Annotated in this window: 19 protein-coding genes; 17 read left to right on the forward strand and 2 right to left on the reverse strand. The window is 39.2% G+C overall.

Annotated features, from left to right (window positions below; genetic code table 11):
* Positions 1–86 precede the first annotated feature (86 nt).
* From P4S65_RS13040 to P4S65_RS13090, 11 genes are all read left to right on the forward strand, one after another.
* Positions 87–1,361 carry a family 16 glycosylhydrolase gene (locus tag P4S65_RS13040; protein WP_337120316.1) on the forward strand — a complete coding sequence of 425 codons (1,275 nt, stop codon included), beginning with the start codon at positions 87–89 and terminating at the stop codon, positions 1,359–1,361.
* Between the two features lie 4 nt (positions 1,362–1,365).
* On the forward strand, positions 1,366–3,051 hold the full coding sequence (locus P4S65_RS13045) for a sodium:solute symporter family protein (protein ID WP_337120317.1): 1,686 nt from the start codon (positions 1,366–1,368) through the stop codon (positions 3,049–3,051).
* Positions 3,041–4,255 carry a glycoside hydrolase family 117 protein gene (locus P4S65_RS13050; protein ID WP_337120318.1) on the forward strand — a complete coding sequence of 405 codons (1,215 nt, stop codon included), beginning with the start codon at positions 3,041–3,043 and terminating at the stop codon, positions 4,253–4,255. The genes P4S65_RS13045 and P4S65_RS13050 overlap by 11 nt, the downstream gene beginning before the upstream one ends.
* A complete protein-coding gene (locus tag P4S65_RS13055) occupies positions 4,248–6,533 on the forward strand; it encodes an FAD-dependent oxidoreductase (protein WP_337120319.1) in 2,286 nt (761 codons plus the stop codon). The genes P4S65_RS13050 and P4S65_RS13055 overlap by 8 nt, the downstream gene beginning before the upstream one ends.
* A gap of 14 nt (positions 6,534–6,547) precedes the next feature.
* A complete protein-coding gene (locus P4S65_RS13060; RefSeq protein ID WP_337120320.1) occupies positions 6,548–7,219 on the forward strand; it encodes a lactonase family protein in 672 nt (223 codons plus the stop codon).
* On the forward strand, positions 7,210–7,695 hold the full coding sequence (locus tag P4S65_RS13065; RefSeq protein WP_337120758.1) for a lactonase family protein: 486 nt from the start codon (positions 7,210–7,212) through the stop codon (positions 7,693–7,695). The genes P4S65_RS13060 and P4S65_RS13065 overlap by 10 nt, the downstream gene beginning before the upstream one ends.
* 9 nt (positions 7,696–7,704) lie before the next feature.
* Complete coding sequence (locus P4S65_RS13070; protein ID WP_337120321.1) at positions 7,705–8,289, forward strand: RNA polymerase sigma factor; 585 nt, start codon at positions 7,705–7,707, stop codon at positions 8,287–8,289.
* Complete coding sequence (locus P4S65_RS13075) at positions 8,286–9,455, forward strand: FecR family protein (protein ID WP_337120322.1); 1,170 nt, start codon at positions 8,286–8,288, stop codon at positions 9,453–9,455. Before P4S65_RS13070 ends, P4S65_RS13075 begins: the two co-directional genes overlap by 4 nt.
* The gene (locus P4S65_RS13080) at positions 9,428–9,841 is read left to right on the forward strand and encodes a LamG domain-containing protein (RefSeq protein ID WP_337120323.1); all 414 of its coding nucleotides are present in this window, start codon (positions 9,428–9,430) and stop codon (positions 9,839–9,841) included. Before P4S65_RS13075 ends, P4S65_RS13080 begins: the two co-directional genes overlap by 28 nt.
* A gap of 64 nt (positions 9,842–9,905) precedes the next feature.
* The gene (locus tag P4S65_RS13085; RefSeq protein WP_337120324.1) at positions 9,906–10,856 is read left to right on the forward strand and encodes a hypothetical protein; all 951 of its coding nucleotides are present in this window, start codon (positions 9,906–9,908) and stop codon (positions 10,854–10,856) included.
* On the forward strand, positions 10,826–12,223 hold the full coding sequence (locus P4S65_RS13090; RefSeq protein WP_337120325.1) for a hypothetical protein: 1,398 nt from the start codon (positions 10,826–10,828) through the stop codon (positions 12,221–12,223). The genes P4S65_RS13085 and P4S65_RS13090 overlap by 31 nt, the downstream gene beginning before the upstream one ends.
* 2 nt (positions 12,224–12,225) lie before the next feature.
* Here P4S65_RS13090 and P4S65_RS13095 read toward each other — a convergent pair whose 3' ends face one another.
* Entirely contained in the window at positions 12,226–13,686 is a 1,461-nt protein-coding gene (locus P4S65_RS13095; RefSeq protein ID WP_337120326.1) for a helix-turn-helix transcriptional regulator, read from the reverse strand.
* A gap of 252 nt (positions 13,687–13,938) precedes the next feature.
* On the opposite strand from P4S65_RS13095, the gene P4S65_RS13100 reads away from it, so the two are divergent.
* The 3 genes from P4S65_RS13100 to P4S65_RS13110 are packed head-to-tail and all read left to right on the forward strand — an operon-like array spanning position 13,939 to position 16,808.
* On the forward strand, positions 13,939–15,351 hold the full coding sequence (locus P4S65_RS13100) for a sulfatase-like hydrolase/transferase (RefSeq protein WP_096793032.1): 1,413 nt from the start codon (positions 13,939–13,941) through the stop codon (positions 15,349–15,351).
* 54 nt (positions 15,352–15,405) lie between these two features.
* On the forward strand, positions 15,406–15,831 hold the full coding sequence (locus P4S65_RS13105; RefSeq protein WP_337120327.1) for a sulfatase-like hydrolase/transferase: 426 nt from the start codon (positions 15,406–15,408) through the stop codon (positions 15,829–15,831).
* Positions 15,762–16,808 (forward strand): sulfatase family protein, encoded by a 1,047-nt coding sequence (locus P4S65_RS13110; protein WP_337120328.1) that lies wholly within the window; start codon positions 15,762–15,764, stop codon positions 16,806–16,808. Before P4S65_RS13105 ends, P4S65_RS13110 begins: the two co-directional genes overlap by 70 nt.
* 62 nt (positions 16,809–16,870) lie before the next feature.
* Here P4S65_RS13110 and P4S65_RS13115 read toward each other — a convergent pair whose 3' ends face one another.
* Positions 16,871–18,826 carry a CRTAC1 family protein gene (locus P4S65_RS13115; RefSeq protein ID WP_007376610.1) on the reverse strand — a complete coding sequence of 652 codons (1,956 nt, stop codon included), beginning with the start codon at positions 18,824–18,826 and terminating at the stop codon, positions 16,871–16,873.
* 291 nt (positions 18,827–19,117) lie between these two features.
* Between P4S65_RS13115 and P4S65_RS13120 the strand changes: the two genes are divergently transcribed.
* From P4S65_RS13120 to aldA, 3 genes are read left to right on the forward strand one after another with little or no spacing between them, the layout of a single operon-like run.
* Positions 19,118–20,140: a (R,R)-butanediol dehydrogenase gene (locus P4S65_RS13120; RefSeq protein ID WP_033039573.1), complete on the forward strand. Its 1,023-nt coding sequence runs from the start codon at positions 19,118–19,120 to the stop codon at positions 20,138–20,140.
* Positions 20,141–20,171: 31 nt separating this feature from the next.
* Positions 20,172–20,936: a 2,5-didehydro-3-deoxy-L-galactonate 5-reductase gene (locus tag P4S65_RS13125; RefSeq protein ID WP_337120759.1), complete on the forward strand. Its 765-nt coding sequence runs from the start codon at positions 20,172–20,174 to the stop codon at positions 20,934–20,936.
* 4 nt (positions 20,937–20,940) lie between these two features.
* A complete protein-coding gene (gene aldA, locus P4S65_RS13130; protein WP_337120329.1) occupies positions 20,941–22,389 on the forward strand; it encodes an aldehyde dehydrogenase in 1,449 nt (482 codons plus the stop codon).
* Positions 22,390–22,468 lie beyond the last annotated feature (79 nt).

Here is a 22,468-nt window from a genome sequence, read left to right on the forward strand (position 1 = left end):
TAGTGTCATTTTGATTTCTCAAGACAATACCTAGCATGAAATAAAACTTATAACTCGTTAGATAGAACAACAAGAAAGGGTAAAACATGTTTAAAGTATTTTCTAAATGTACGCTGGCAACAATAGTTGTCACATCGTTTTTTGCTGGTGCTGATCAACCACGCGAACTTGACTCCTCAACATGGCAATTACAGTGGAATGATGAGTTTAATTATGCAAATGCTGAATTAGATAAAAACTGGGTTTCTCAAAATGGGCCGACAGAAAACCCATGGGTATTAAGTAGTCGCTGGCGCGATAATGCACAAGTTAAAGACGGAATACTGCACTTATTAGCAAAGAAAGAACCTCGAGGTGGCCAAGACTGGACGACAGGTAATATTTGGTCAAAACGCTCATTTCATTATGGCTATTTTGAAGCTCGCTTTAAATATGCTGGTGCCTATGGCACGAATAACTCATTTTGGTTTTGGCCAAAACAAGGGGTTAAAGATGGCTTAAAGGCATGCGAGATTGATATTAATGAAGGGCATTTCCCTAATATAATTAATACCAACGTACATAACTGGACCGATACTTATACACTACCAAATGGCCGTGTTACTCACAGTGATAACCAGTTACACCACACTTTAATCGGCAAGCCTGATCACACTGTTGAGTTTAACAAGCCAGTTAAAACTAAAAAAATACGATTAACATCGACTAATCCTACGTCTCTTCATATTTCTGAATTTAGAGTCTTTGAGCCTAGCGCTCAATACCCTGATGCATTTGACGAAGAAAAAATAAAGAATATAAGTAATTTAGCGCAAGCTGACGATGTTTCTATAAAAACGAATGGGTTATTTAATAAGTTAATATCAGAAGAGTCTTTTGCTATTGATGGTAATCCGCAAACACGCTGGGTGTCAGAAAAGCATGGTGAAAAGTTTTTAGAACTCAGTTGGGATAAGTCGCATGAAATTGGCGCTATTCAATTTATAAATGGTTGGTTGCAAGAGCATGGTGTTGATAAAGGTGCTTATCGCAATTTAATTTCCGATTACAACATCGAGTATCACGATGGAGAGAATTGGCAAAAAATCACCTCATATAATGCCGCTGACGTTGCTGATTTTTCAAAAGAGTTTCATACCTATGGGCTTGAATGGGATAAAGATTACTTTAATTTTTATTTTGACGGTGAACTCTATTACACCATGAGAAATGATGTCTGCTTTAGTGAAACAACGATGTTATTTAGTTTAGCTATTTTAAAAGCGGCGATTGCAGGTCCTGTAAGTGATGATATTGATGGTACCAGCATGGCGATAGATTGGGTTAGGTACTACACCCGAAAAGAAAATAGCGAGGACTAAGGCTATGCATATTATTGATATAAGTGTAGTCGTTATATTTTCTTTATTGATCATTGGGTGTGGTTTAAGTTTTTCTGCTGCTGGAAAGAATATGAAAAGCTTTTTCTCTGCGGGAGGTGCGCTACCTTGGTGGATGAGCGGGTTGTCACTGTTTATGAGTTTCTTCTCGGCAGGTACATTTGTTGTATGGGGAGCTATTGCATATAAGCATGGCTGGGTGGCGATTACTATTCAATGGACTATGTGTTTAGCAGGGGTGTTGATTGCTTTATTTATTGCGCCTAAATGGCAGAAAACCGGTGTATTAACCGCAGCCGAATTTATTAAGCAGCGCCTTGGCTTAAATGTACAAAGAACTTATACCTATATTTTTCTCTTAATTGCGAGCTTTTCGACTGGTGCTTTTTTATATCCAGTGGCAAAAATAGTTGAAGTCGCTACGGGTTTATCTCTTGAATATACCGTCATTATTTTAGGACTATTGATCTTAGCCTATACCGCTGTTGGCGGTTTATGGGCGGTGATAATTACCGACATTTTGCAATTTGTGGTACTCACTGCAGCGGTATTAATTGTGGTACCGCTATCATTTGAGGCGATTGGCGGCATTGAGAACTTTATCGACAAAGCACCTGATGATTTTTTTAACTTAGTAAATGATGAGTATTCATGGGAGTTTATCTTTGCCTTTGGACTCTATAACTTATTTTTTATTGCTGGTAACTGGTCTTATATTCAACGCTTCACCAGTGTGAAAACACCAAAGGATGCAAAAAAGGTTGGGGGACTATTTGCGATTCTTTATCTTATTTGCCCAGTAGTTTGGATGTTAGCCCCGATGATTTACCGAACGATGAACCCCAGTCTAGTTGGGTTTGAAAGTGAAGGAGCTTATTTGCAAATGTGCAAAGAAGTATTGCCAGTAGGGATGCTTGGATTAATGCTAGCAGGAATGGTATTTGCGACATCAAGCTCAATTAACACGTCTTTAAACATCGCCGCAGGTGTTATCAGTAATGACATATATAAAACTATAAAACCAGATTCTTCCCAAGCTACGCTAGTTAAGGTCGGTCGAATTGCAACTGGCGTACTCGGTCTAATTACGATTATTGTTGCGTTACTAATTCCCTTACTTGGTGGTGTAGTTGAAGTGGTAATGACCATGGCTGCGCTCACTGGTGGACCGTTGTTTTTACCACCCATTTGGTTGCTTTTTTCTCGTTATCAAACTGGGAAAACGATTTTAATAACCACTATTTTTAGTTTACTGGTGAATGCTTTTTTTAAGTTTGTGAGTCCTTGGTTATTTGATTTTAGCTTAGATAGAGCGCAGGAGATGATGATGGGGGTGTTATTTCCTGTATTGATGCTAACTGTATTTGAGTTGTACTTAAGAGCACAAAGAAAAACACCTGCGTGTTATGAAAACTACTTAGTCGAATTAAGCCAAATTAAACCGACGGCCGAATTAATAACTCCAGAAAAAAGTGCGGATAACAATCATGGTATTCGAGTTTTAGGGTTTGGTATTCTCTCTACTGGCGCGATTATGCTTTCGTTGGCCGCAATTGCAACCACCGGAAAAATCGAAATAACAGTAATAAGCGGTGGCATTTTTATATTAGGGGGTGTTTTAGTTTTTAAGTTTAGAAGTAAGGCAGTAAAGGGACTTATCAATGAGCAATAGCAATAACAAATTAAAGCAGCAAAGTTACCCATGGGATATTCCAGCTAAAAAACCAGCACGAGAATTGAGTGCTGCAATGTCGAGGTTGTATGACAACTATTTAACCCCTCGTCCGGAAGACAATCCTTTATTTACTAGTTTTAAGTACACTGAGCTCACTGGGTTTAGCTATCATAATAATGATGGGACTATTTCAAGACGCGACCCATCTAAAATTATAAGAGTTGATGGTCTTTATTATGTTTGGTACACAAAACGGTGCACTCAATTCCCACCAAAAGGGGCGCAGCACTGTAACGAGTTGACTCCCTCCACTGATTGGGATTTATCCGAAATTGGCTATGCCATTAGTATTAATGGATTTGACTGGGTTGAACAAGGTATCGCCGTCACCAGGCCCAAGCACCCGCAGTTAGGTTGGCGCTCGGTTAGTACACCAGATATCTTGATTTATGAAAATAAATATTATCTTTATTATCAAGCCTTTAATGAAGCTAGCGGTAAGAAAGGTGATCATTGTCCGGTAACACTATCAGTTGCCGATACGCCAGATGGACCGTGGTTGCCACATGGTGAGGTTATTATTGAAAATGGTGAGCCGGGAAGTTGGGATCAATTCTCGATTCATGACCCTTATTTATTAATTTATAACGGAAAAATACATTTATACTATAAAGCCGCCTACGGAGATAGACCCGATTACTTAGTGGGTAATGGCTTGGCAACCGCGAATAATCCTTTTGGGCCTTTTGAAAAACACCCTCTGAACCCTATTTTAAACTCAGGCCACGAAACTACTTATTTTCCATTTAAATCAGGAATAGCTGCTTTTACTATCAGAAATGGCAATGAAAGTAACACCATTCAATATTCACCTGATGGGGTGAACTTTTCGATTGCCGCAGTGACCTCCCTCATGCCAATTGCAGCAGGTCCTTATGTTGCCAATGCATTTGACTGTGCAAGCAAAGCAAACGGGATTGAGTGGGGCTTGTGCCACTTTTCAGACAAACAAGCGCGCAATAAACACAGTTTTTTAGCCAGATTTGATTGTAGTTTAATGGTAAATGAGCTTGAAAAAGAATTAAAAGTCACGGATGTACCTCACCGGCCTAGTGTTTATTTTGCGCAGTCATTAAGCCCAGAATTAAAAAATAAACGCTCATATCAAAAACAAGAAAAAGAGATCAAGAGTTATGATTAAGCAAAACTTTAATGAAGCTGCACGCGAAAATAAGAAACAACAATTAAGTACTCAGTTTGTGGTTGCCGGTGGTGGCTTAGCAGGTACATGTGCAGCAATCAGTGCGGCGCGAGCGGGTAGCAAGGTTGTGTTAATTCAAGATCGTCCCGTACTCGGTGGTAATGCGTCAAGCGAAGTAAGATTATGGGCGTTGGGGGCAACATCGCATATGGGCAACAATAATCGCTGGTCACGCGAGGGTGGGGTTATTGATGAAATCATGCTGGACAATCTTAAGTTAAACAGACACGGTAACCCATTAATTTTCGATACCATTTTGCTCGACAAAGTAATTGCCGAAAAAAATATTACCTTGTTGTTAAATACCTCTGTGGTTGATGTAAATAAACAACACAGCACTAAGATTGCCAGTGTAGAGGCATTTTGCAGTCAAAATTCTACTCATTACATTATTAGTGCGCCGTTATTTTGTGATGCGACCGGTGATGGCCTTGTTGCGTTTAATGCTGGAGCGGGGTTCAGAATTGGTGCTGAATCAAAAGCAGAGTTTGGTGAGCTGTTAGCATCTGATGAAGAGAACATGGAGTTACTTGGCCATACATTATTTTTCTACAGTAAAAAAATGGATCAGCCTATTAGTTACAAAGCCCCTTATTTTGCTTACTCGTATGAACAAATAGAGGCGATACCTCGCTGTAAAGATATTGCCGGAAGTGACTCTGGCTGTAAGTTTTGGTGGATAGAATTTGGCGGAATACGCGATACTATTTATGAAACGGAGGATATTAAATGGGAGCTTTGGAAACTCGTTTACGGAATTTGGGACTACATAAAAAATAGCGGCAGGTTTGATGATGTCGAAAATCTAACTTTAGAATGGGTAGGCACAATTCCTGGCAAACGCGAAAGCAGGCGCTTTGAAGGGGAATATATGATAAAACAGCAAGATATTATTGAGCAAACCCAGTTCAATGATGCTGTATCTTTTGGTGGATGGGCGATTGATATTCACCCCGCTGAAGGCATATACAGCGAACGACCTCCTTGCTCTCAATATCATTCAAAAGGGGTTTACCAAATACCGTACCGCTGCTTTGTTAGCCGTGATATAGAAAATTTATATTATGCAGGACGAATAATCAGCGCAACACATATGGCGTTTGGTTCAACACGAGTTATGATCACCTGCGCACACGGCGGACAAGCGGTGGGGGCAGCTGCTGCTATGTGTAATAAACTCAATATCACACCCAAAGAGCTATTACAGCCAGAACACATGGCACAGTTACAGCAAAACCTGAACCTAAATGGCCAAAGTATCCCTGGGATTCGTTTAGATAAGCACAATAATTTAGCAGCCCAAGCCTCTATTACTGCATCGAGTGAATTAGTGTTCAATGGTTTTCAACCTAGCGGCAGTAGAATGCAATTAGATTCATCGTGTGCACAGTTGGTTGCTTTTGCAAAAGGCCAAGGACCAACAATTAGCATAACGGTTTTTGCTCATAAAGAGACAGAGTTAACGTGCCAATTACGCACTAGCATCAAGCATGAAAACTATACGCCAGATGTTATAAATAAAACTATCAGTTTGTTTGTCACGGCGGGCGAAAGTACGCTCGAGTTTGATTTTAGCGATTGCAGCTTAGAGATGCAGTACGGGTTCATTTGTTTTTTACAAAACAGTGATATAGAGCTTGCTACCACAGAGCAGCTTATTACGGGCACTATGGTTGTGTTCAATAAAGTTCACAAAGCGGTATCAAATAAAGGCAAACAAACAGTACCTGAAAATAGTGGTCTTGAAGAGTTTGAATTTTGGACACCAGCGCGGCGGCCAAACGGTCAAAATTTGGCAATCGGTATATCTCCCGCCATTCATAATCACCAAGCGACGCAGATAATTAACGGCTTTGTGAGGCCTTGGCTACAAACGAATGCATGGGTTGCTGACTTAGCAGAACCATCGCCAACCCTAAAGTTAGTATGGCCAGAAACAGTAACGATGAGGCAAATAGTTCTTTATTTTGATAGTGACTTTGACCATGCGTTAGAAACCGTATTAATGGAGCATAACGAAGACCAGGTACCTTATTGTGTGCAAACCTATACAATTAAAACAGATTCTGGTGAGGTAATTGCACACGTTACGGGTAATTATCAAAGTATTAATAAAATCGATTTAGTAGAGCCTATAACAACGCAACACTTGATTCTAGAATTCGCTCATCCATCTAAAAATGTGCCTGCAGCACTGTTTGAAATTCAAATTAAGTAAAGGGAATTGAATAAATGAGTTTATGGCTAACAGGATTACTTATACGACTTGAAAAGTGCGCTCAGCTGTTTGTTTTTATATCCTTTATTTTTTGCCTTGGTGGTTGTCAAAGTATCAGCGATGAACAATCTCGACTTAATTATTTTTTAGTCGGCAGCTACACAAATGAGCCTGATCAGGGCGTTTATTTAGTTTCTTATAATGAAAGTGATGATCTATTAATTAACGAACGCGTCGTTGTATCGGCAATCGATCCAAGCTATCTAAATTGGCAACCGACAATAAATAAATTGTATAGCATTGGCAGAGGGCTTGATAAAAAATCTGTTATTAACGTGTATGACTGGAAAAGTAACGCGTTTACAAAGCTTAAAACGTACCCGATTGAAGGAAAAGGGCTATGTCATATTAATATTTCGGATGATCGCCAGCAGTTAGCTGTTGTAAATTACACGACAGGTAATAGTGAACTGTTTAATATTAATAAGGCAGGATTATTAGTATCACGGGGTCAATTTACTAATACAGGAAGTAGTATTACGCCCAGACAACGAAGTGCTCATTTACATTTTTCGGGGTGGGATAAGCAAAGTCGCTATCTGTATTTGACGGATTTAGGTACAGACGAGATTATTGTTTTTGATAGCTTAAAAGTGATTTTACGCCAGTACACCGCATTGAATTAACGCCGGGGGATGGGCCTCGCCATCTTGCTTTTCATCCGGCTAAAAAATTAGTGTTTAGCTTAAATGAATTGAGTAACAGTATTAGTATCTTCAAAATATTACAAAATGGTGCGTTATTACACGTTTCAAAAACAAATATAATGCCCGCAAAAGTTGGCGAGCAACAAAACCTTGCATCGGCAATTCGTATTTCTGAGGATGGTCGTCATGTTTATGTTGCTGTGCGCGGTGAGAATGCAATTTATGGTTATCAATTAATGGCAGAAACCCGACTACAATTAATTAATAAAGTCTCAAGTGGCGGTTTACATCCTCGTGATTTTAATTTTTCAAAATCACAAAAGCAGCTATTAGTGGCTAATCAATATAGTAATAATGTTGTGATTATTAAGCGTGATTTAGCATCTGGGAAGTTATTTACGACTCAAAGTCAATTGCAAATTGACGCACCATCTTACGTCAGTTATTTCAATTAGGACTTTGATTTGAAAGAAAATATAATATCGTTAGATGGTAAAAGTGATGGTTTTATAATTGACGATATATTACAAGGCAATGTTGCTGCATATTCTCTGTTAGTTGAGCGTTATCAGTCTGCTGTGAGGGGCTTTTTAGTTATTCGACTAAATACCCCTCACGAAGCAGAAGATTTAGCACAAGAGACCTTTATTATTGCTTTTAAAAAAATCGCTGAGTTTAACAGTGAAAGTTCCTTTTTAGCTTGGTTAAGGGGGATTGCTGCTTATTTATTAAAAAACCATCAACGTAAACACCGAGCCGTGGCATTAGGCAGCGCTGATGAGTTAGAGCACTTAATAAATCAACACATTGATGAAAATATCCATGAAGGGGCCGAGCTTGATATGTTTGATAATTTAACTATTTGCCTTGAAAAATTAACCGAGAAAATGCGCAATTTATTAACTGAACATTACACATTAGGTGTTTCATTGGCTGAGCTATGTCGAAAATATGAAGATAAACATTCTACTATGACTATGCGCTTATTTAGAATTCGTCAATCATTGAAAACATGTATTGATAAAAGAATACAGCAGCAGCAACGATGAGCATGACTGAACAAATGACGAAGCACCAACAACAGCTATTAGCCGCGTATTTGGCTGGCGAAGATGTTGCCGACGAATTGCTTGAAGCCTGTCAGCATGATGTTAATTTACTTGCACAAGTGAGTAAATATGTGACGAGTGAACGTTTATTAAAAGCACATCATCAATCGGATACGCGACCAGACAATTTTACCCGCAGTGTAATGGCAAAACTAAGCGAGCAACAAAAAACGATTCGGCCGAAAAGTACAATGAGCTGGTTTTCAAGCCCGTATTCGCTTGCTGCAAGTATTATGCTTTTTGTCAGCGTTATATTTTTGGCAGAGCACTTGGACTACACAAATAAGTTTGCTGAAGTCACAAAAATGACTGCTTCGCATAACGCTAATTTTTCTGTTGGCAGTCAATTAGGTCAAGGAGATATTATTCTTGAGCATGGTTACAGTGAAATTTTACTCGAAAATGGCGTGGTACTCGTTTTAGAAGCGCCGGTTAAAGTGAATTTGCAATCCAGAGATAAAGTAACGCTTCATCATGGTAAGTTAGTGGCCCGAGTACCACAAAATGCAATTGGCTTTAGAGTTGATACCCCAAGTTCAGAGATAATAGATTTAGGCACAGAATTTGGCGTCGAAGTGTCTAATAGCGGTGAATCTCAAGTACATGTGCTCGATGGTGAAATAAAAGCGCGTGGCAATAAAACGCAGTCTTATCAACATGTGAAAAAAGATCAGGCATTAGCGTTTGATTTAAATCACCAAATTACCAGCTTTGTTAGCGTACCTTCTGATTTTATGCGTGTATTACCTGGAGACTCAATAGAGGAGCCTCACTTATTACATTGGTCATTTGATGATAAGCAGCAACATAATTATCTCTCCATCGGCCGTGGTATTGATGGGCAGCAGTATGTAGCCAAAGATAAATCACCTATTGATGAACCGTTAACAGAGGTAGCGGGTGTATATGATAAGGCAATTAGCTTTAATGGTGAAAATAATTGGTTAGAAACACAGTACCCTGGTGTTGGCAGTGATAACCCCAGAACGGTCGCCTTTTGGCTCAAAGTACCTAGTGATTTTTTACCTGAAAATGCATACGGCATTGTGAGCTGGGGATTACAGCAAGATTATTCAGCGTGGCAAATTTCCCTAATCCAGAGTTAATTGACGGGCCTTTAGGTAGGATCAGAATAGGGACCTATAATGCTCAAATTGTGGGTAATACCGACTTGCGAGATGATGAGTGGCACCATATTGCAGTGGTTTTATACGGTGGACTAAAGAGTAACTTAGCGACACATGTTTTGCTATATGTTGATGGTAAGCTTGAAAAAACGCAGAAAAAGTCAATCGCTAAAGTCGCAACAAATTTACAGCACCCAGCCTCTCGGCCACTGACGATAGGCAAAAATATTGGTTACATAGAAGGCGCAACACATGAGAAGCAAATGTTCTTTAAAGGCGGACTCGATGAGCTTTATGTAGTAGAAGCGGCATTGAATCAACAGCAAATAATTCAACTAATGACTCATAACCAGTTAAATGAATAAAAATATGTGTCAGAGTGCGTTTTCATAACATTACCTATTACTCGTTAAAGTATAAGGTAATAAAATGAATAAAATAATTAGATGCTTATCTATCTTTGTATACTCAACGTTAGTTTTAAGCGGTGAAGGTGTTGCAAGGGAATTTGACTTGCAACACGATAACAAGACTATTTTAATTGACGATTTTGAGCACGCTAGTAACAGTTATAAACTAACAAATAAAAATATAAAAACGACACAAGTAATTAAAAATAAAAATAAAGCATTAGAGCTTTCGTTTTCCACTAAGCATAAATTCTCTGGGATCACACTCAAACCGAATAAGTTATGGGATCTGAGTGTTTTGGGCAATAGCGCTTTATTTTTCGATGTTTCAAACGTAAGCGACTTTCCAGTGATGCTCAGTGTGAATATCACAGGTAAAGATAAACAAGTCCAAAGACGCACAATTGGGCTAACAACTAACGAGCACGCTACATTATATTTTGAGCTCAACTCCCAGACTTTAAATGTTGATACAGGACTCAGAGACACTCCTGGTAGCTTTAAAACAGCCGCACGAAAAATGATCTTGAGAGGCGCTAAACTCAATGTAGATTTTAGCCAAGTTGAAAGTATCGCTATCTATACAGAAACTCAAATAAATCCAACGGCTGTAACCGTCGATAATTTACGATTCGAAACGATACCCGATGCAAAACCAGATTTTTTAACAAACATCGTCGATAAATTTGGTCAATCTACACAGGTCAACTACCCGTTAAAGGTCAGCTCTGAACAACAATTAAGAGCAATCGCAAATAAAGAGTTAAATGATTTGTCGAAAGTAACCCCGCGGGCGGATAGAAGTAAGTTTGGCGGTTGGAAGCAAGGGCCTAAGTTAAAGGCAACAGGTTTTTTTCGTACGGAAAAAGTAAATGGCAAATGGGCGTTAGTTGACCCCGAAGGTTATTTGTTTTTTCCTCAGGTATTGCCAACGCGCGAATGGCTAACACAACAACATTTACAGGTGTAGATTATCGCGATGATGCGGTCAGAGCGCGTGACCCTGATGATGTAACGCCAGAAGATTCAAAGGGCTTAAATAGTAATTTAGCTAAATATCAAAAATCAGCCTACATCGCTTATCCAGACCGAAGAGCCATGTTTAATTGGCTACCACAGTATAATGATAAGTTGGAAAATCACTATAGTTACAAGCGCTCATCTCATCTTGGACCAATCCAACATGGGGAAGTTTTTAGCTTTTACCAAGCAAATTTAGAACGTCGTTATGCTCAGCAATACCCAGATTCTTATATTGATAAATGGCGCGAAGTAACCTTAAAAAGAATGCAAGATTGGGGCTTTACTTCATTTGGGAATTGGACCGATGCTAGTTTTTATAATAATCAACAAGTTCCCTATTTTGCGAATGGGTGGATCATCGGCGACTTTAAAAGGTTGAGTTCTGGTTTTGATTATTGGGGAGCCATGCCTGACCCTTTCGATCCTGAATTTGTTAAAAGAGCTAACATAACCACTCAAGTTATTGCCCAAGAAGTACAAAATAACCCTTGGTGTATTGGGGTGTTTATTGATAACGAAATGAGCTGGGGAGGAGAGGGCTCAACAACCTTACGTTATGGCATTGTACTTGATGCACTATCTAAAACGACTGGGAATAGCCCGACCAAATCAGTGTTCAGTGATATGTTAAAACAAAAGTATAAAACCATTAGCCAGCTAAATAAGGTATGGAATAGAAATATTAAGTCATGGAAGGTATTTGATAATACTGGCGTTAACTATAAAAAAGACAGTAATTTTAATAACGCTATGATTGCCGATTTGTCGTGGTTGTTAATACGTTTCTCCGATGAATATTTTAAGGTTGTAAATCATTCTTTAAAATCAGTATTGCCTGACCATTTATATATGGGCGCGAGGTTTACTTCTTGGGGGACATCGCCAGAAGCTCGCTGGTCTGCTAAGAAGTATGCCGATGTGATCAGTTATAATTATTATCGTGAAGGACTAGACCCGATGACATGGGATATGTTGAAAGAACTAGATATGCCTACGATTATTGGGGAATTTCACATTGGTTCAGGTGATACTGGTCAACCGAATCCAGGCATTATCCATGCTGCTAATCAACGCGATCGTGCTGATATGTACAAAACCTATATGAAAACGGTTATTGATAATCCGTATTTAATTGGTGCTCACTGGTTCCAATATATCGATTCGCCAATTACCGGTCGGGCGTATGATGGCGAAAATTATAATGTTGGATTTGTAACAACAACAGACATTCCCTACCCAGAGTTAGTTGAAGCGGCTAAACAAGTTCATAAATCGTTGTATCAGCAGCGTTATGGTGATGTGGAAATTAAATAAACTCATTTAACTGCCCTCATCGATGACTTTAATTGGCATTGATGTTGGTATTCTTTTGGTGATAACTCGGTGTGTTTTTTAAATACCGTTGAAAAGTACGCTGAGTTATTAAATCCTACCGCATAGGCTGTTTCGGTGACTGTTTTAGTTAACAAGAGTAATTTTGCTTGGTTTATCCTCACATCAGCTAGATATTGATTAATCGTTGTTGCCGTTAATTGTTTAAAAATTTTCATTGTGTGAGAACGGCTCGCACCCACAGCACTGACAATATCTGCAATGGATATATCATGGTGGTATTGCTCAATAATATACGCTTTTACTTTATCAACCAGCTGCATGTCAGGGGTGTTACTATTTAACTGATTAATTGCGTGGTGTAATACTGTGATCACTTGATGCAGGGCACTATCAATATTGATGATAGTGTTAGCATCATCAAGGTGATTACCGATATTCTCCAGTTCACCAAGTAATGCTTTACTATTTCCGCAATGAAAAATGACCTTATCAAATATCATAAATGCGATTTCTTTTGCCCTGATCTGATAACAGCTTAACGAATTGTCACAGTAAATTTTTAGCTTAACTAATAGTTCGTCTAACTTGGTCGCTGTTAAATGTGGATTAGCAGTGCAGATAATCTCAAGTAGATCAGCACGCTCTTTCAGTGGATATGCTTTATTCAATTTGTCTAGGTAATATTGGCTAAAGTCGCGATTATTAGCTGCTGTAAATTGCGCTATGGCGAGTGCATTTTGGTGTTCTGTGTGTTGTTTAATTTTATCATTAGTAAATTGAATATCGTTATAAACCGCCCAGCTCCAAATTAGTGCACTTAAGCTTGCACCAACATAGTAAATCACCCACAGCTCAAATGCGTTGCCAATGCACATAAAAACACTCAGTGTAAGCGCGCCATAAACATGGGTTGCAACATACGCTTTGAGATTTGTTTGTAATAGTAAAATACAAGGGAGTAATAATTGCACGCTGATTAAAAGCAATTGGGATGAGTAAATATGCTGTGCGTTTATGTTTTCTAACTTAACTAACCAAGGTAGCTCATTGGGACTGTAAAAATATAAAGGGGCTGCACAAAGGAAAAAGCACGACCATGCAATCCCTAGTATAACGGGTGCTATTAATAAGGGTTTTGGTAATTGCAACTTAGCTTGTGTTAATAGTGCATAAAGTAAGCAGGGGATGCCAATACTAAAAAGCAAAATGTTTCTAAAAAAATCATACCATCTTTTCCCTTCATTAAGTGGCATTACATTAATAATTGGGCCGCATAAAAAAAGAATAAAACAGATTATAAAAGCGCAATAAAAAGGGTAGGCATCACCAATGCGTTCGCGCACAAGCGTAAAATAAATGAGTACCATAATGAAAATGTTGGCAGCCGCAAATGGGATCACGGTACGTAAAAATATATCCCAGTTTAATTCGGTGTAATACATAGCTATTTTTTATTTTTATAAGGCAAGAACCAAAACAATAGTGGTGATGAGGGTTACAAGTCAAGCTTTGTTAACAATTTACTTTTTTAGTATGGTAAATTTAAATTACCCCTCTTTTAGTCTGTTGATTAATAATGAAAAGATTATTTTATAACTCGTTATGGAGGATATTGAATGCAGCAAAACCAACACTTAATTTAAAGTAACGCATTATTTAAATATCAATTTAGATGTTTGTTATAAAGGGAATATATGCGTATTAATTTAAAATCTGTCTATTGGTTATTGCTGCTAAGTGTATTGAGTAATGTATGTTACGGCGAGGAAAAACCTAATATATTGCTGGTTATTGCGGATGATGCGGGTTATCACGACTTTGGTTTTCAGGGCAGTGAAGTAATGCAAACGCCAACAATCGATAAGTTGGCAAGTCAGAGTGTTGTATTTGAACAAGCCTATGTTACAGCGGCTGTGTGTGGGCCTTCACGCGCGGGCTTGTATACGGGGAAATATCAACAAAGATTCGGTTTTGAAGAAAATAATGTGCCAGGTTATATGAGTAAATCAGGCTTCACTGGCGACAAAATGGGCTTACCTCTTACTCAAGTTACTATGGCCGATCACCTCAAAGAACTGGGTTATCACACGGGATTATTTGGTAAATGGCATCAAGGTAATCACGATGATTATCATCCAACTAAGCGTGGCTTTGATAACTTTTATGGCTTTCGTGAAGGTGCGCGTGGTTATTTTGCATACAGTAATGAGGAACAACAAGCTTACCCTTCCCAAAAGATGGAGCGAGACTTTAAACACTATATTGAACACGAAGGGTACTTAACAGATGCACTGGCGACTCAAACCAGTCATTTTATTGGTCAATCCGTCGTCAATAAACAACCTTTCTTTGCAGTACTATCGTTTTCAGCGGTGCATGCGCCGATGCAAGCAACGAATGCTGATTTAGCTCAATTTCCACATTTAACAGGTAAGAGAAAAATATTAGCTGCGATGAATTTTGCTATGGATCGCGCTATTGCTGTCGTATTAGATAAGCTTAACGCACTTAAAATTAGTGATAACACTCTAGTGGTGTTTATTAATGATAATGGCGGACCGACTGATCAAAATTATGCCAATAATTATCCATTAAGTGGTACTAAAGCCAATCATCTTGAAGGCGGGATCCGAGTACCTATGTTATTAAAGTGGCCAAAAAGGCTTTCAAGTAATAATACGCGCTATACGTATCCGGTGAGTTCACTCGATTTATTACCGACTTTTATTCATGCTGCTAATGGCAAAGTGACTGAGCAGATGCAGCTCGATGGCGTTGATTTGATGCCATTTTTATTATCAAAGAGCACACAACGACCTCATCAAACCTTGTACTGGAAAAAGGAATCTCGAGCCGCTATTCGAGACAAAGACTTAAAGCTACTGCGTTTTCCTGACCGGCCCGCTGAATTGTACGATCTTTCTGTCGATGTATCAGAGAACCATAATTTGGCATCGTCGCAGCCAAACCAAGTAGCGAACTTGATGAAAAAACTATTCCAGTGGGAACTAACACTAGAAAGACCTTTATGGCAATTAAAGCGTGAATACGAAGGTCATGCAATGACACGTATGGATAGCTATCGCATACATCAAAAAAATAATTAAAAAGAGGATTAAATAATGAGACGACACGTGTTATTGATACTGATAACTATGTTTATGAGTATAAACAGTTTTAATGTCAATGCCAGCGAGCAAAAACCAAATATAGTGGTGATCCTCGCCGATGATTTAGGGTATGGTGACTTAGGGTTTACTGGTTCAAAAGAGATTAAAACACCTAATATTGATGCATTAGCGAGTAATGGCACCCGCTTTAAAAATGCGTATGTGACACACCCTTACTGTGGTCCTTCACGTGTAGGCTTACTGACTGGGCGTTATCAAGCGCGTTTAGGTATGGAAAACAATGTAAGTTATATGCCACAAGATAAATATATGGGACTACCACTATCTGAAAATACCTTTGCTAATCGTTTACAAGACGTTGGCTATCATACATCGGTATTTGGTAAGTGGCACTTGGTGGCGCACCGCATTTTCAGCCTAATAAGCGTGGCTTTGACTATTTCTATGGTTTTTTAGATGGCGGGCATAATTATATGCCTGATCAAGTGACGGTTGGCGGAGATGGTTATTCACTGCCGCTGATGCGTAACACTCAAGTAACCGAATTTGATGAATATTTAACGACAGCGCTTAGTCGTGATGCCGTGAAATATATTCACCGACAGCAAGAATCGCCATTTTTTATGTATTTATCTTACAACGCACCTCACACGCCACTACAAGCACCCGCTGAATATATTGAAAAATATAAGCATATTGAAGATGAAGACCGACGTGTTTATGCAGCCATGATTGATGTTATGGATGAAGGAATAGGTATGGTAGTCGATGCACTTAAAGACATAAATCAGTTAGATAATACACTTATTATCTTTTTATCGGATAATGGCGGGGTATTTCCTGAAAGCTGGCAACCGACTAGCGATTGGGCTGACAATTCACCTTTTAGAAGAGGTAAAGTGGCTTTACTAGAAGGCGGGATCCACGTTCCTTTTATCGCTCATTGGCCAGGGGTAATTCCTAAAGGCGAAGAGTTTACTGGTTTAGTATCGTCACTTGATATTGCTGCAACCTCAGTTGCACTAGCGGGTGCTGATAATAAGAAATTAGATGGTGTTAATTTACTGCCATTTTTACAAGGCACTAAACAAGGCAGCCCACATCAGGCGTTATTTTGGCGCTTAGAAGAGGCACCGAATATTTATGCTGTACGTACCGCTGATTATAAATATATGAACCAACCACTACCGAATGTAGGCCGTAGTTTTTTTGATATGAAAGCGGATCCGTATGAGCAACATAACTTGGTTGATACATTACCCGCTGAACAAGCGAAATTAGCCAAGCTGTGGAATGAGTGGAATAAGCACAATACAAATAATGTATTGCAGCAATCATGGGAATACAAAGCACAAATAGATAAGTTTTTTGAGCAGTTAAATAAGCAGAATATTGAACAGGCAAAACAAATCCCAAATTACATTATCAAGTAAATATAATAAGCCCCCTGTCGTTATTCGCTTAATTAAGGGGGTATGAGAGTTGCGGCTATAGATCAGTTATTTAAGTTACCAACACTTATCAATTGATCTGTAGGTTGTTTATTTAAATGCTCAGAGCTGCCATCTCGCCATGTAACAATAACTGATGAGATTGAATCTGCCTGTGCTAATCCAAAATGTACAATATTAAGTAAGCTTTGCGAGTGGGTAGCACTTTGTGAACCAATAACTTGATATTGGCTCGCAGTTGCTGTTTTAATTTGTACTTTTGCACCATATGGATCAACCCCACTTTTTGAGTACCCAACTCGAATAAGGGTGAAGTGGGCGTGACTTAACTCTGTGGTATTTTTATATAAATGCCATTGGCCGTTATCTTCATCTCCGCTTAGTAGGTCGAGTTTTCCGTCTAGGTTGAAGTCAAATGCGGCTCCCATATCGCCGTGTGAGTCTAAGCCACGTTCGGTATCGGCGTTATGAGTGATTGTTGCTTTAAAGTTGTAATCACCTTGGTTAATGAGTAAAACATCGGCAACTCGCTCTTTTAGTTCACCAAAGCGATAGACCATAAAGTCTATTTTTGTGTCGTTATTAAAATCGCCAGGTACAACTCCCCAGTTATTACTGTTTGTTAATGCTGGTAATTTAGATGAAATATCAACTAGCTTACCATTATCGTTACGTAGTAATACATCAGGAAGGGCGAGATTTTGTGGTTGCCAATCGCTTTGATAGCCTTTTACATTTTTGAATGATGCGCGTACATCCCATGCAAGGTTATCGGTAAGTACCCATTCTACTCGCCATCTATTATTCCCTAAATACCCAATGTACCAGCCAGTTTTATCAAGCTTAGTTGGAAACCCGCGCGCTCTTTTCTGGCTAATGGTTGTGTTTTTATTGGGTGTATTTATTAATTCTTTTTTCTCGCCTATGTATACATCCATATGGCTTAATAGCTTGGCACGCGGGAAGTGATAAAAGTCACTTAGTATAAGGCTTCCTGAGTTTGTGTTGTCGGTAATGAGTGTTATGCCATCGTGACTTTTATTACCTTCATCACGCAGGTCTAGTCGTTTGCTGCCTTTATTAAACGATAGACTGTTATTAGCGATAGTGTAGCTTAGCTTTCCGCGAGCAAGGTAGTAGTCCATATCGCCGTCGTTATCTATATCAGCTTGCGCAACTGCGAGCGTGCCTTTGTAGGCTTCACTATTTGCACCTAATAGATCTTGAGTCGTATTGGCGAAGGTAAAGTCGTTATTACCTTGATAAATAGCTAAATTGTTGTATCCATCAAAAGCAAAAATATCGAGTATGTCATCGTTATTGTAATCGGTTAATAATACACGCTCGGCTTTTATATTTTCAAAAGTAGCTGATGGGTGATAAGTAAATTTTCCATTGCCGATATTTTCAAAAATGATATTACGAGGGGAGTTTTCGTGAATTAATTTTTCGGCGTTTACTTGGATAAAATCAAGATCACCATCGCTATCTATATCAACCCAGCGCACAGAACGCCCGCGAGCCCCCATTTTAGATAAGCCAGCTTCAACGGTTTTATCTTCAAATTTACCATTATTGTTTTTAAGTAGTCGCTGGGGTTGAGGTGTAGTGCCATTTCCACCACCTAGTGCAATAAGTACATCGAGATCACCATCGTTGTCGTAATCACCGGCCGACATACCGTGTAGATCTGCTCGTGGAAAAATATCGTTTTGTAGTGTGTATGTGCCATCTCCATTTGCCATAAATAAACGAATAGGAGTGGTGTCGTGATTTGTTAGCAGCAGGTCATAATGACCATCACTGTTTATATCGGCAATGGTAGGGCCGCCATATTTCCAGTTTTTTTGTGTTATTAAGCCTGCTTGTTCAGACACATCAGAAAATACAACGTTGTTACTTGTTTGGCTACTGGGCGTTTGTGTGGTTTGGCTGCATCCCGCTAAGTTCATAGCGCTAATTATCACTAAGCTAAAAATTGATTTTTTGTTTTTAATCACTATTGTGCCTCCTTATACCGTGTTAATTGTTGACAATATAGGTTGAAAGTAAAACATACAAGTAAATTTTATTACCCAAGCCTTAATGTTTTTAACAGACTCGCTTTACTGCTCTGAAGTTATATTAAATATTAAGAGTGGCTTTACAAATTACATATCCAGGTGTAAATTGTTAACAATAAACCATATCAAAGATGTGATAGTTCACTTTGATATTCCTCGTATCGGCATTGTTTTAATGATGCATTACTTGGTCACTATTTAATTAAACATTCTTGAAGGTATAAAAATATGCAAGCTGCACAATATATAGGTAACAAGTCATTTAACATTGTTGAAGGCACATCTATTAAACCTAAAGCGGGTGAGATTAGATTGAGTGTTGGATACGTTGGGATTTGTGGTACTGATATGCACATATACCATGGTGTGATGGATCAACGAGTGTCTATTCCGCAAACAATTGGCCATGAAATATCAGGTGTTGTTGCAGAAATAGGTGAAGGCGTTGAAGGCTTTGCTGTCGGCGAAAACGTGGTAGTACGTCCACTAGATTGGTGTGGCGATTGTCCTACGTGTAATGCAGGGCATACGCATATTTGTCAAAACTTAAAGTTTATGGGAATAGATACGCCAGGTGCTTTTCAGTCAAGCTGGACAGTTAAAGCGCGTACTTTGCATAAATTACCAGCAGGCGTTGATTTAAAACAAGGCGCATTAATAGAGCCGTTATCGGTTGCGTGCCATGATGTACGACGCTCGCGCTTACAAGCGGGTGAGAAAGTTGTTGTGCTTGGTGGCGGGCCAATTGGGCAATTAGTTGCTGCGGTTGCTAAAAGTGTTGGCGCAGAAGTACTCGTGTCTGAGCCTAACGAAAGCCGCCGTGCTTTTGCCGATGAGCTAGGTGTTAAATCGGTTAATCCCATTGAAGAAGATTTAGCTGCCTATGTAGATAGCTGGACGCAAACAAAAGGTGCTGATGTTGTATTTGAAGTATCAGGCGTAAAACCCGCAATAGAGGCTATGACTGAAATAGCAGGGCGCCGGGGTCGTATAGTCATGGTGGCTATTCACAGTGTTAAACCTGAAATCGATTTATTTCAATTCTTTTGGAAAGAGTTGGAGTTATTAGGTGCACGTGTATACGAAGCGGCCGACTTTGATTGGGCTATCGAATTAATTTCATCGGGCCAAATAGATCTTAAACCTTTTATTAGTTCGGTTAGTTCGTTAACTGATATTGGTAGTGCATTTGCGAGTATGGATGGAAATCCAGAAGGTATGAAAGCGCTTGTTGAATGTAACCCACAATAATAAAAATTATAAAGGTATGAAAATGAATAATATGTTAGAAAAATTTAGTTTAGAGGGCAAAGTAGCCCTTGTTACAGGTTGTAAGCGCGGTATTGGTAAAGGTATTGCTCTAGGTTTAGCACAGGCTGGCGCTGATATTATTGGTGTATCTGCAAGCTTAGAGCTTGAAAGATCTGAAGTAGAAAAAGAAGTTAAAGCACTTGGCCGAAATTTTAAAGCCTACCAATGTGATTTTGGTGATCGTGATGCGCTTTATTCGTTTATTAATGATGTAAAAAGTGATTTTCCAAAAATTGATATTTTAGTCAATAATGCAGGTACAATCCTTCGTGCTCCTGCGGCTGAGCATGGCGATGATTTATGGGATAAAGTGATTGAAGTTAACTTGAATGCTCAATTTATTTTAAGCCGCGAAATAGGCAAACAAATGATAGAGCATGGCGAGGGTAAAGTTATTTTCACGGCTTCTTTGCTCACTTTTCAAGGTGGTATTACAGTACCAGGTTACGCAGCTAGTAAAGGTGCTATTGGGCAATTGGTTATGGCGCTTTCTAATGAATGGGCTGGCAAAGGCATTAATGTAAATGCGATTGCGCCAGGTTACATTGATACCGATAACACTGAGGCATTACGCAATGACAAAGAGCGTAATGCAGCCATCTTAGCGCGTATTCCACAAGGTCGATGGGGAAATCCTGAAGACTTTAAAGGGCCTGCTGTGTTCTTGGCTTCTGAGGCTGCTAGTTACGTAAACGGCGCTATTTTATTGGTTGATGGCGGATGGATGGGGAGATAGTTCAATGAACTTTCATAATAATGTGAATTTTATAAATGGCGAATATGTTGCTTCTAAAGCAAGTGGCACGATTGAAATATTAAGCCCATCTACAGGTAAAAAAATTGGTGAAATACCAAAAGGCTGTATAGAAGATGCGCAGTATGCACTTGAATCAGCGAATGTAGGACAGAAAAAGTGGGCTAAATTGACAGCTCGCACACGTCAAAATATATTGCGTGTGTTTGCTAACAAAATTCGTGAAAATAAAGATATTCTTGCGCCAATGCTTGTTGCAGAGCAAGGTAAATTACTATCAGTTGCACAAATGGAAGTCGACGTAACAGCGACTTTTATTGACTATGCATGCGACCATGCACTTACTATTGAAGGCGATATTTTACCTTCAGATAACGATGATGAAAAAATATACATTCATAAAGTGCCACGAGGCGTAGTTGTGGGTATTACTGCGTGGAATTTTCCGTTGGCATTGGCTGGTCGTAAAATTGGACCTGCGTTGATCACAGGTAACTCTATTGTATTAAAACCTACTCAAGAAACACCTTTAGCAACCACCGAGCTAGGTCGTTTAGCAAACGAAGCGGGTATTCCTGCTGGCGTGCTAAACGTTATTAATGGATCAGGTTCTGTTGTTGGCCAAGCATTGTGTGAAAGCCCAATTACTAAAATGATCACCATGACAGGCTCTACTGCTGCAGGTAAGCAAATCTACAAAACTAGCGCAGAATACATGACGCCTGTAATGCTTGAACTTGGCGGTAAAGCGCCAATGGTTGTTATGGCCGATGCCGACCTTGATGAGGCTGTTGAAGGTGCGCTTTGGGGTCGTTTTGCTAACTGCGGGCAAGTATGCACCTGTGTTGAGCGTTTATATGTTCAAGAGTCTGTGTACGATGCGTTTATGGCTAAATTTATACCAGCTGTAAAAGCACTTCGTGTTGGAGATCCTATGAACCCAGATACGCAAATGGGTCCTAAATGTAATCAACGCGAAATAGACAACATTGATCACATAGTTCAACAAAGTATTCAACAAGGCGCTTCTGTCGCCACTGGTGGTAAAGTTGCTTCTGTTGAGGGTTTTGAAGGCGGTTGTTGGTACGAACCCACGTTACTTGTAGACGTTAAGCAAAATAACATTGCAGTGCACGAAGAAACTTTTGGCCCAGTACTCCCTATTGTTAAAGTTAAAGATATGGAGCAAGCGATTGAATACTGTAACGACAGTATTTATGGCTTAAGCGCTTATATATTTACGCAAAACTTTTTCGATATTAATAAAGCCATTAACGAATTAGAAGTGGGTGAAGTTTATATTAACCGTGGTATGGGTGAGCAGCACCAAGGTTTTCATAATGGCTGGAAACAGAGCGGCTTTGGCGGCGAAGATGGTAAATTTGGTCTAGAGCAATATCTAGAGAAGAAAACCGTTTATTTGAAAGAAAAATAATATTCCAAAATTTAGCCGTAATGCAGCTTAAGCAAAAAGCCAATAATGTTTTCATTATTGGCTTTTTATTTGTCAGCAG

It is taken from the genome of Pseudoalteromonas sp. B131b (assembly GCF_037162545.1).
Classification (GTDB): domain Bacteria; phylum Pseudomonadota; class Gammaproteobacteria; order Enterobacterales; family Alteromonadaceae; genus Pseudoalteromonas; species Pseudoalteromonas fuliginea.

Excerpts from the sequence above, each read along its gene's own strand:
- P4S65_RS13040 (WP_337120316.1), top strand. The coding sequence starts at position 87 with ATGTTTAAAGTATTTTCTAAATGTACGCTGGCAACAATAGTTGTCACA.
- P4S65_RS13045 (WP_337120317.1), top strand. The coding sequence starts at position 1,366 with ATGCATATTATTGATATAAGTGTAGTCGTTATATTTTCTTTATTGATC.
- P4S65_RS13050 (WP_337120318.1), top strand. The coding sequence starts at position 3,041 with ATGAGCAATAGCAATAACAAATTAAAGCAGCAAAGTTACCCATGGGAT.
- P4S65_RS13055 (WP_337120319.1), top strand. The coding sequence starts at position 4,248 with ATGATTAAGCAAAACTTTAATGAAGCTGCACGCGAAAATAAGAAACAA.
- P4S65_RS13060 (WP_337120320.1), top strand. The coding sequence starts at position 6,548 with ATGAGTTTATGGCTAACAGGATTACTTATACGACTTGAAAAGTGCGCT.
- P4S65_RS13075 (WP_337120322.1), top strand. The coding sequence starts at position 8,286 with ATGAGCATGACTGAACAAATGACGAAGCACCAACAACAGCTATTAGCC.
- P4S65_RS13085 (WP_337120324.1), top strand. The coding sequence starts at position 9,906 with ATGAATAAAATAATTAGATGCTTATCTATCTTTGTATACTCAACGTTA.
- P4S65_RS13090 (WP_337120325.1), top strand. The coding sequence starts at position 10,826 with ATGGCTAACACAACAACATTTACAGGTGTAGATTATCGCGATGATGCG.
- P4S65_RS13095 (WP_337120326.1), bottom strand. The coding sequence starts at position 13,686 with ATGTATTACACCGAATTAAACTGGGATATATTTTTACGTACCGTGATC.
- P4S65_RS13100 (WP_096793032.1), top strand. The coding sequence starts at position 13,939 with ATGCGTATTAATTTAAAATCTGTCTATTGGTTATTGCTGCTAAGTGTA.
- P4S65_RS13105 (WP_337120327.1), top strand. The coding sequence starts at position 15,406 with ATGAGTATAAACAGTTTTAATGTCAATGCCAGCGAGCAAAAACCAAAT.
- P4S65_RS13120 (WP_033039573.1), top strand. The coding sequence starts at position 19,118 with ATGCAAGCTGCACAATATATAGGTAACAAGTCATTTAACATTGTTGAA.
- P4S65_RS13125 (WP_337120759.1), top strand. The coding sequence starts at position 20,172 with ATGTTAGAAAAATTTAGTTTAGAGGGCAAAGTAGCCCTTGTTACAGGT.
- aldA (WP_337120329.1), top strand. The coding sequence starts at position 20,941 with ATGAACTTTCATAATAATGTGAATTTTATAAATGGCGAATATGTTGCT.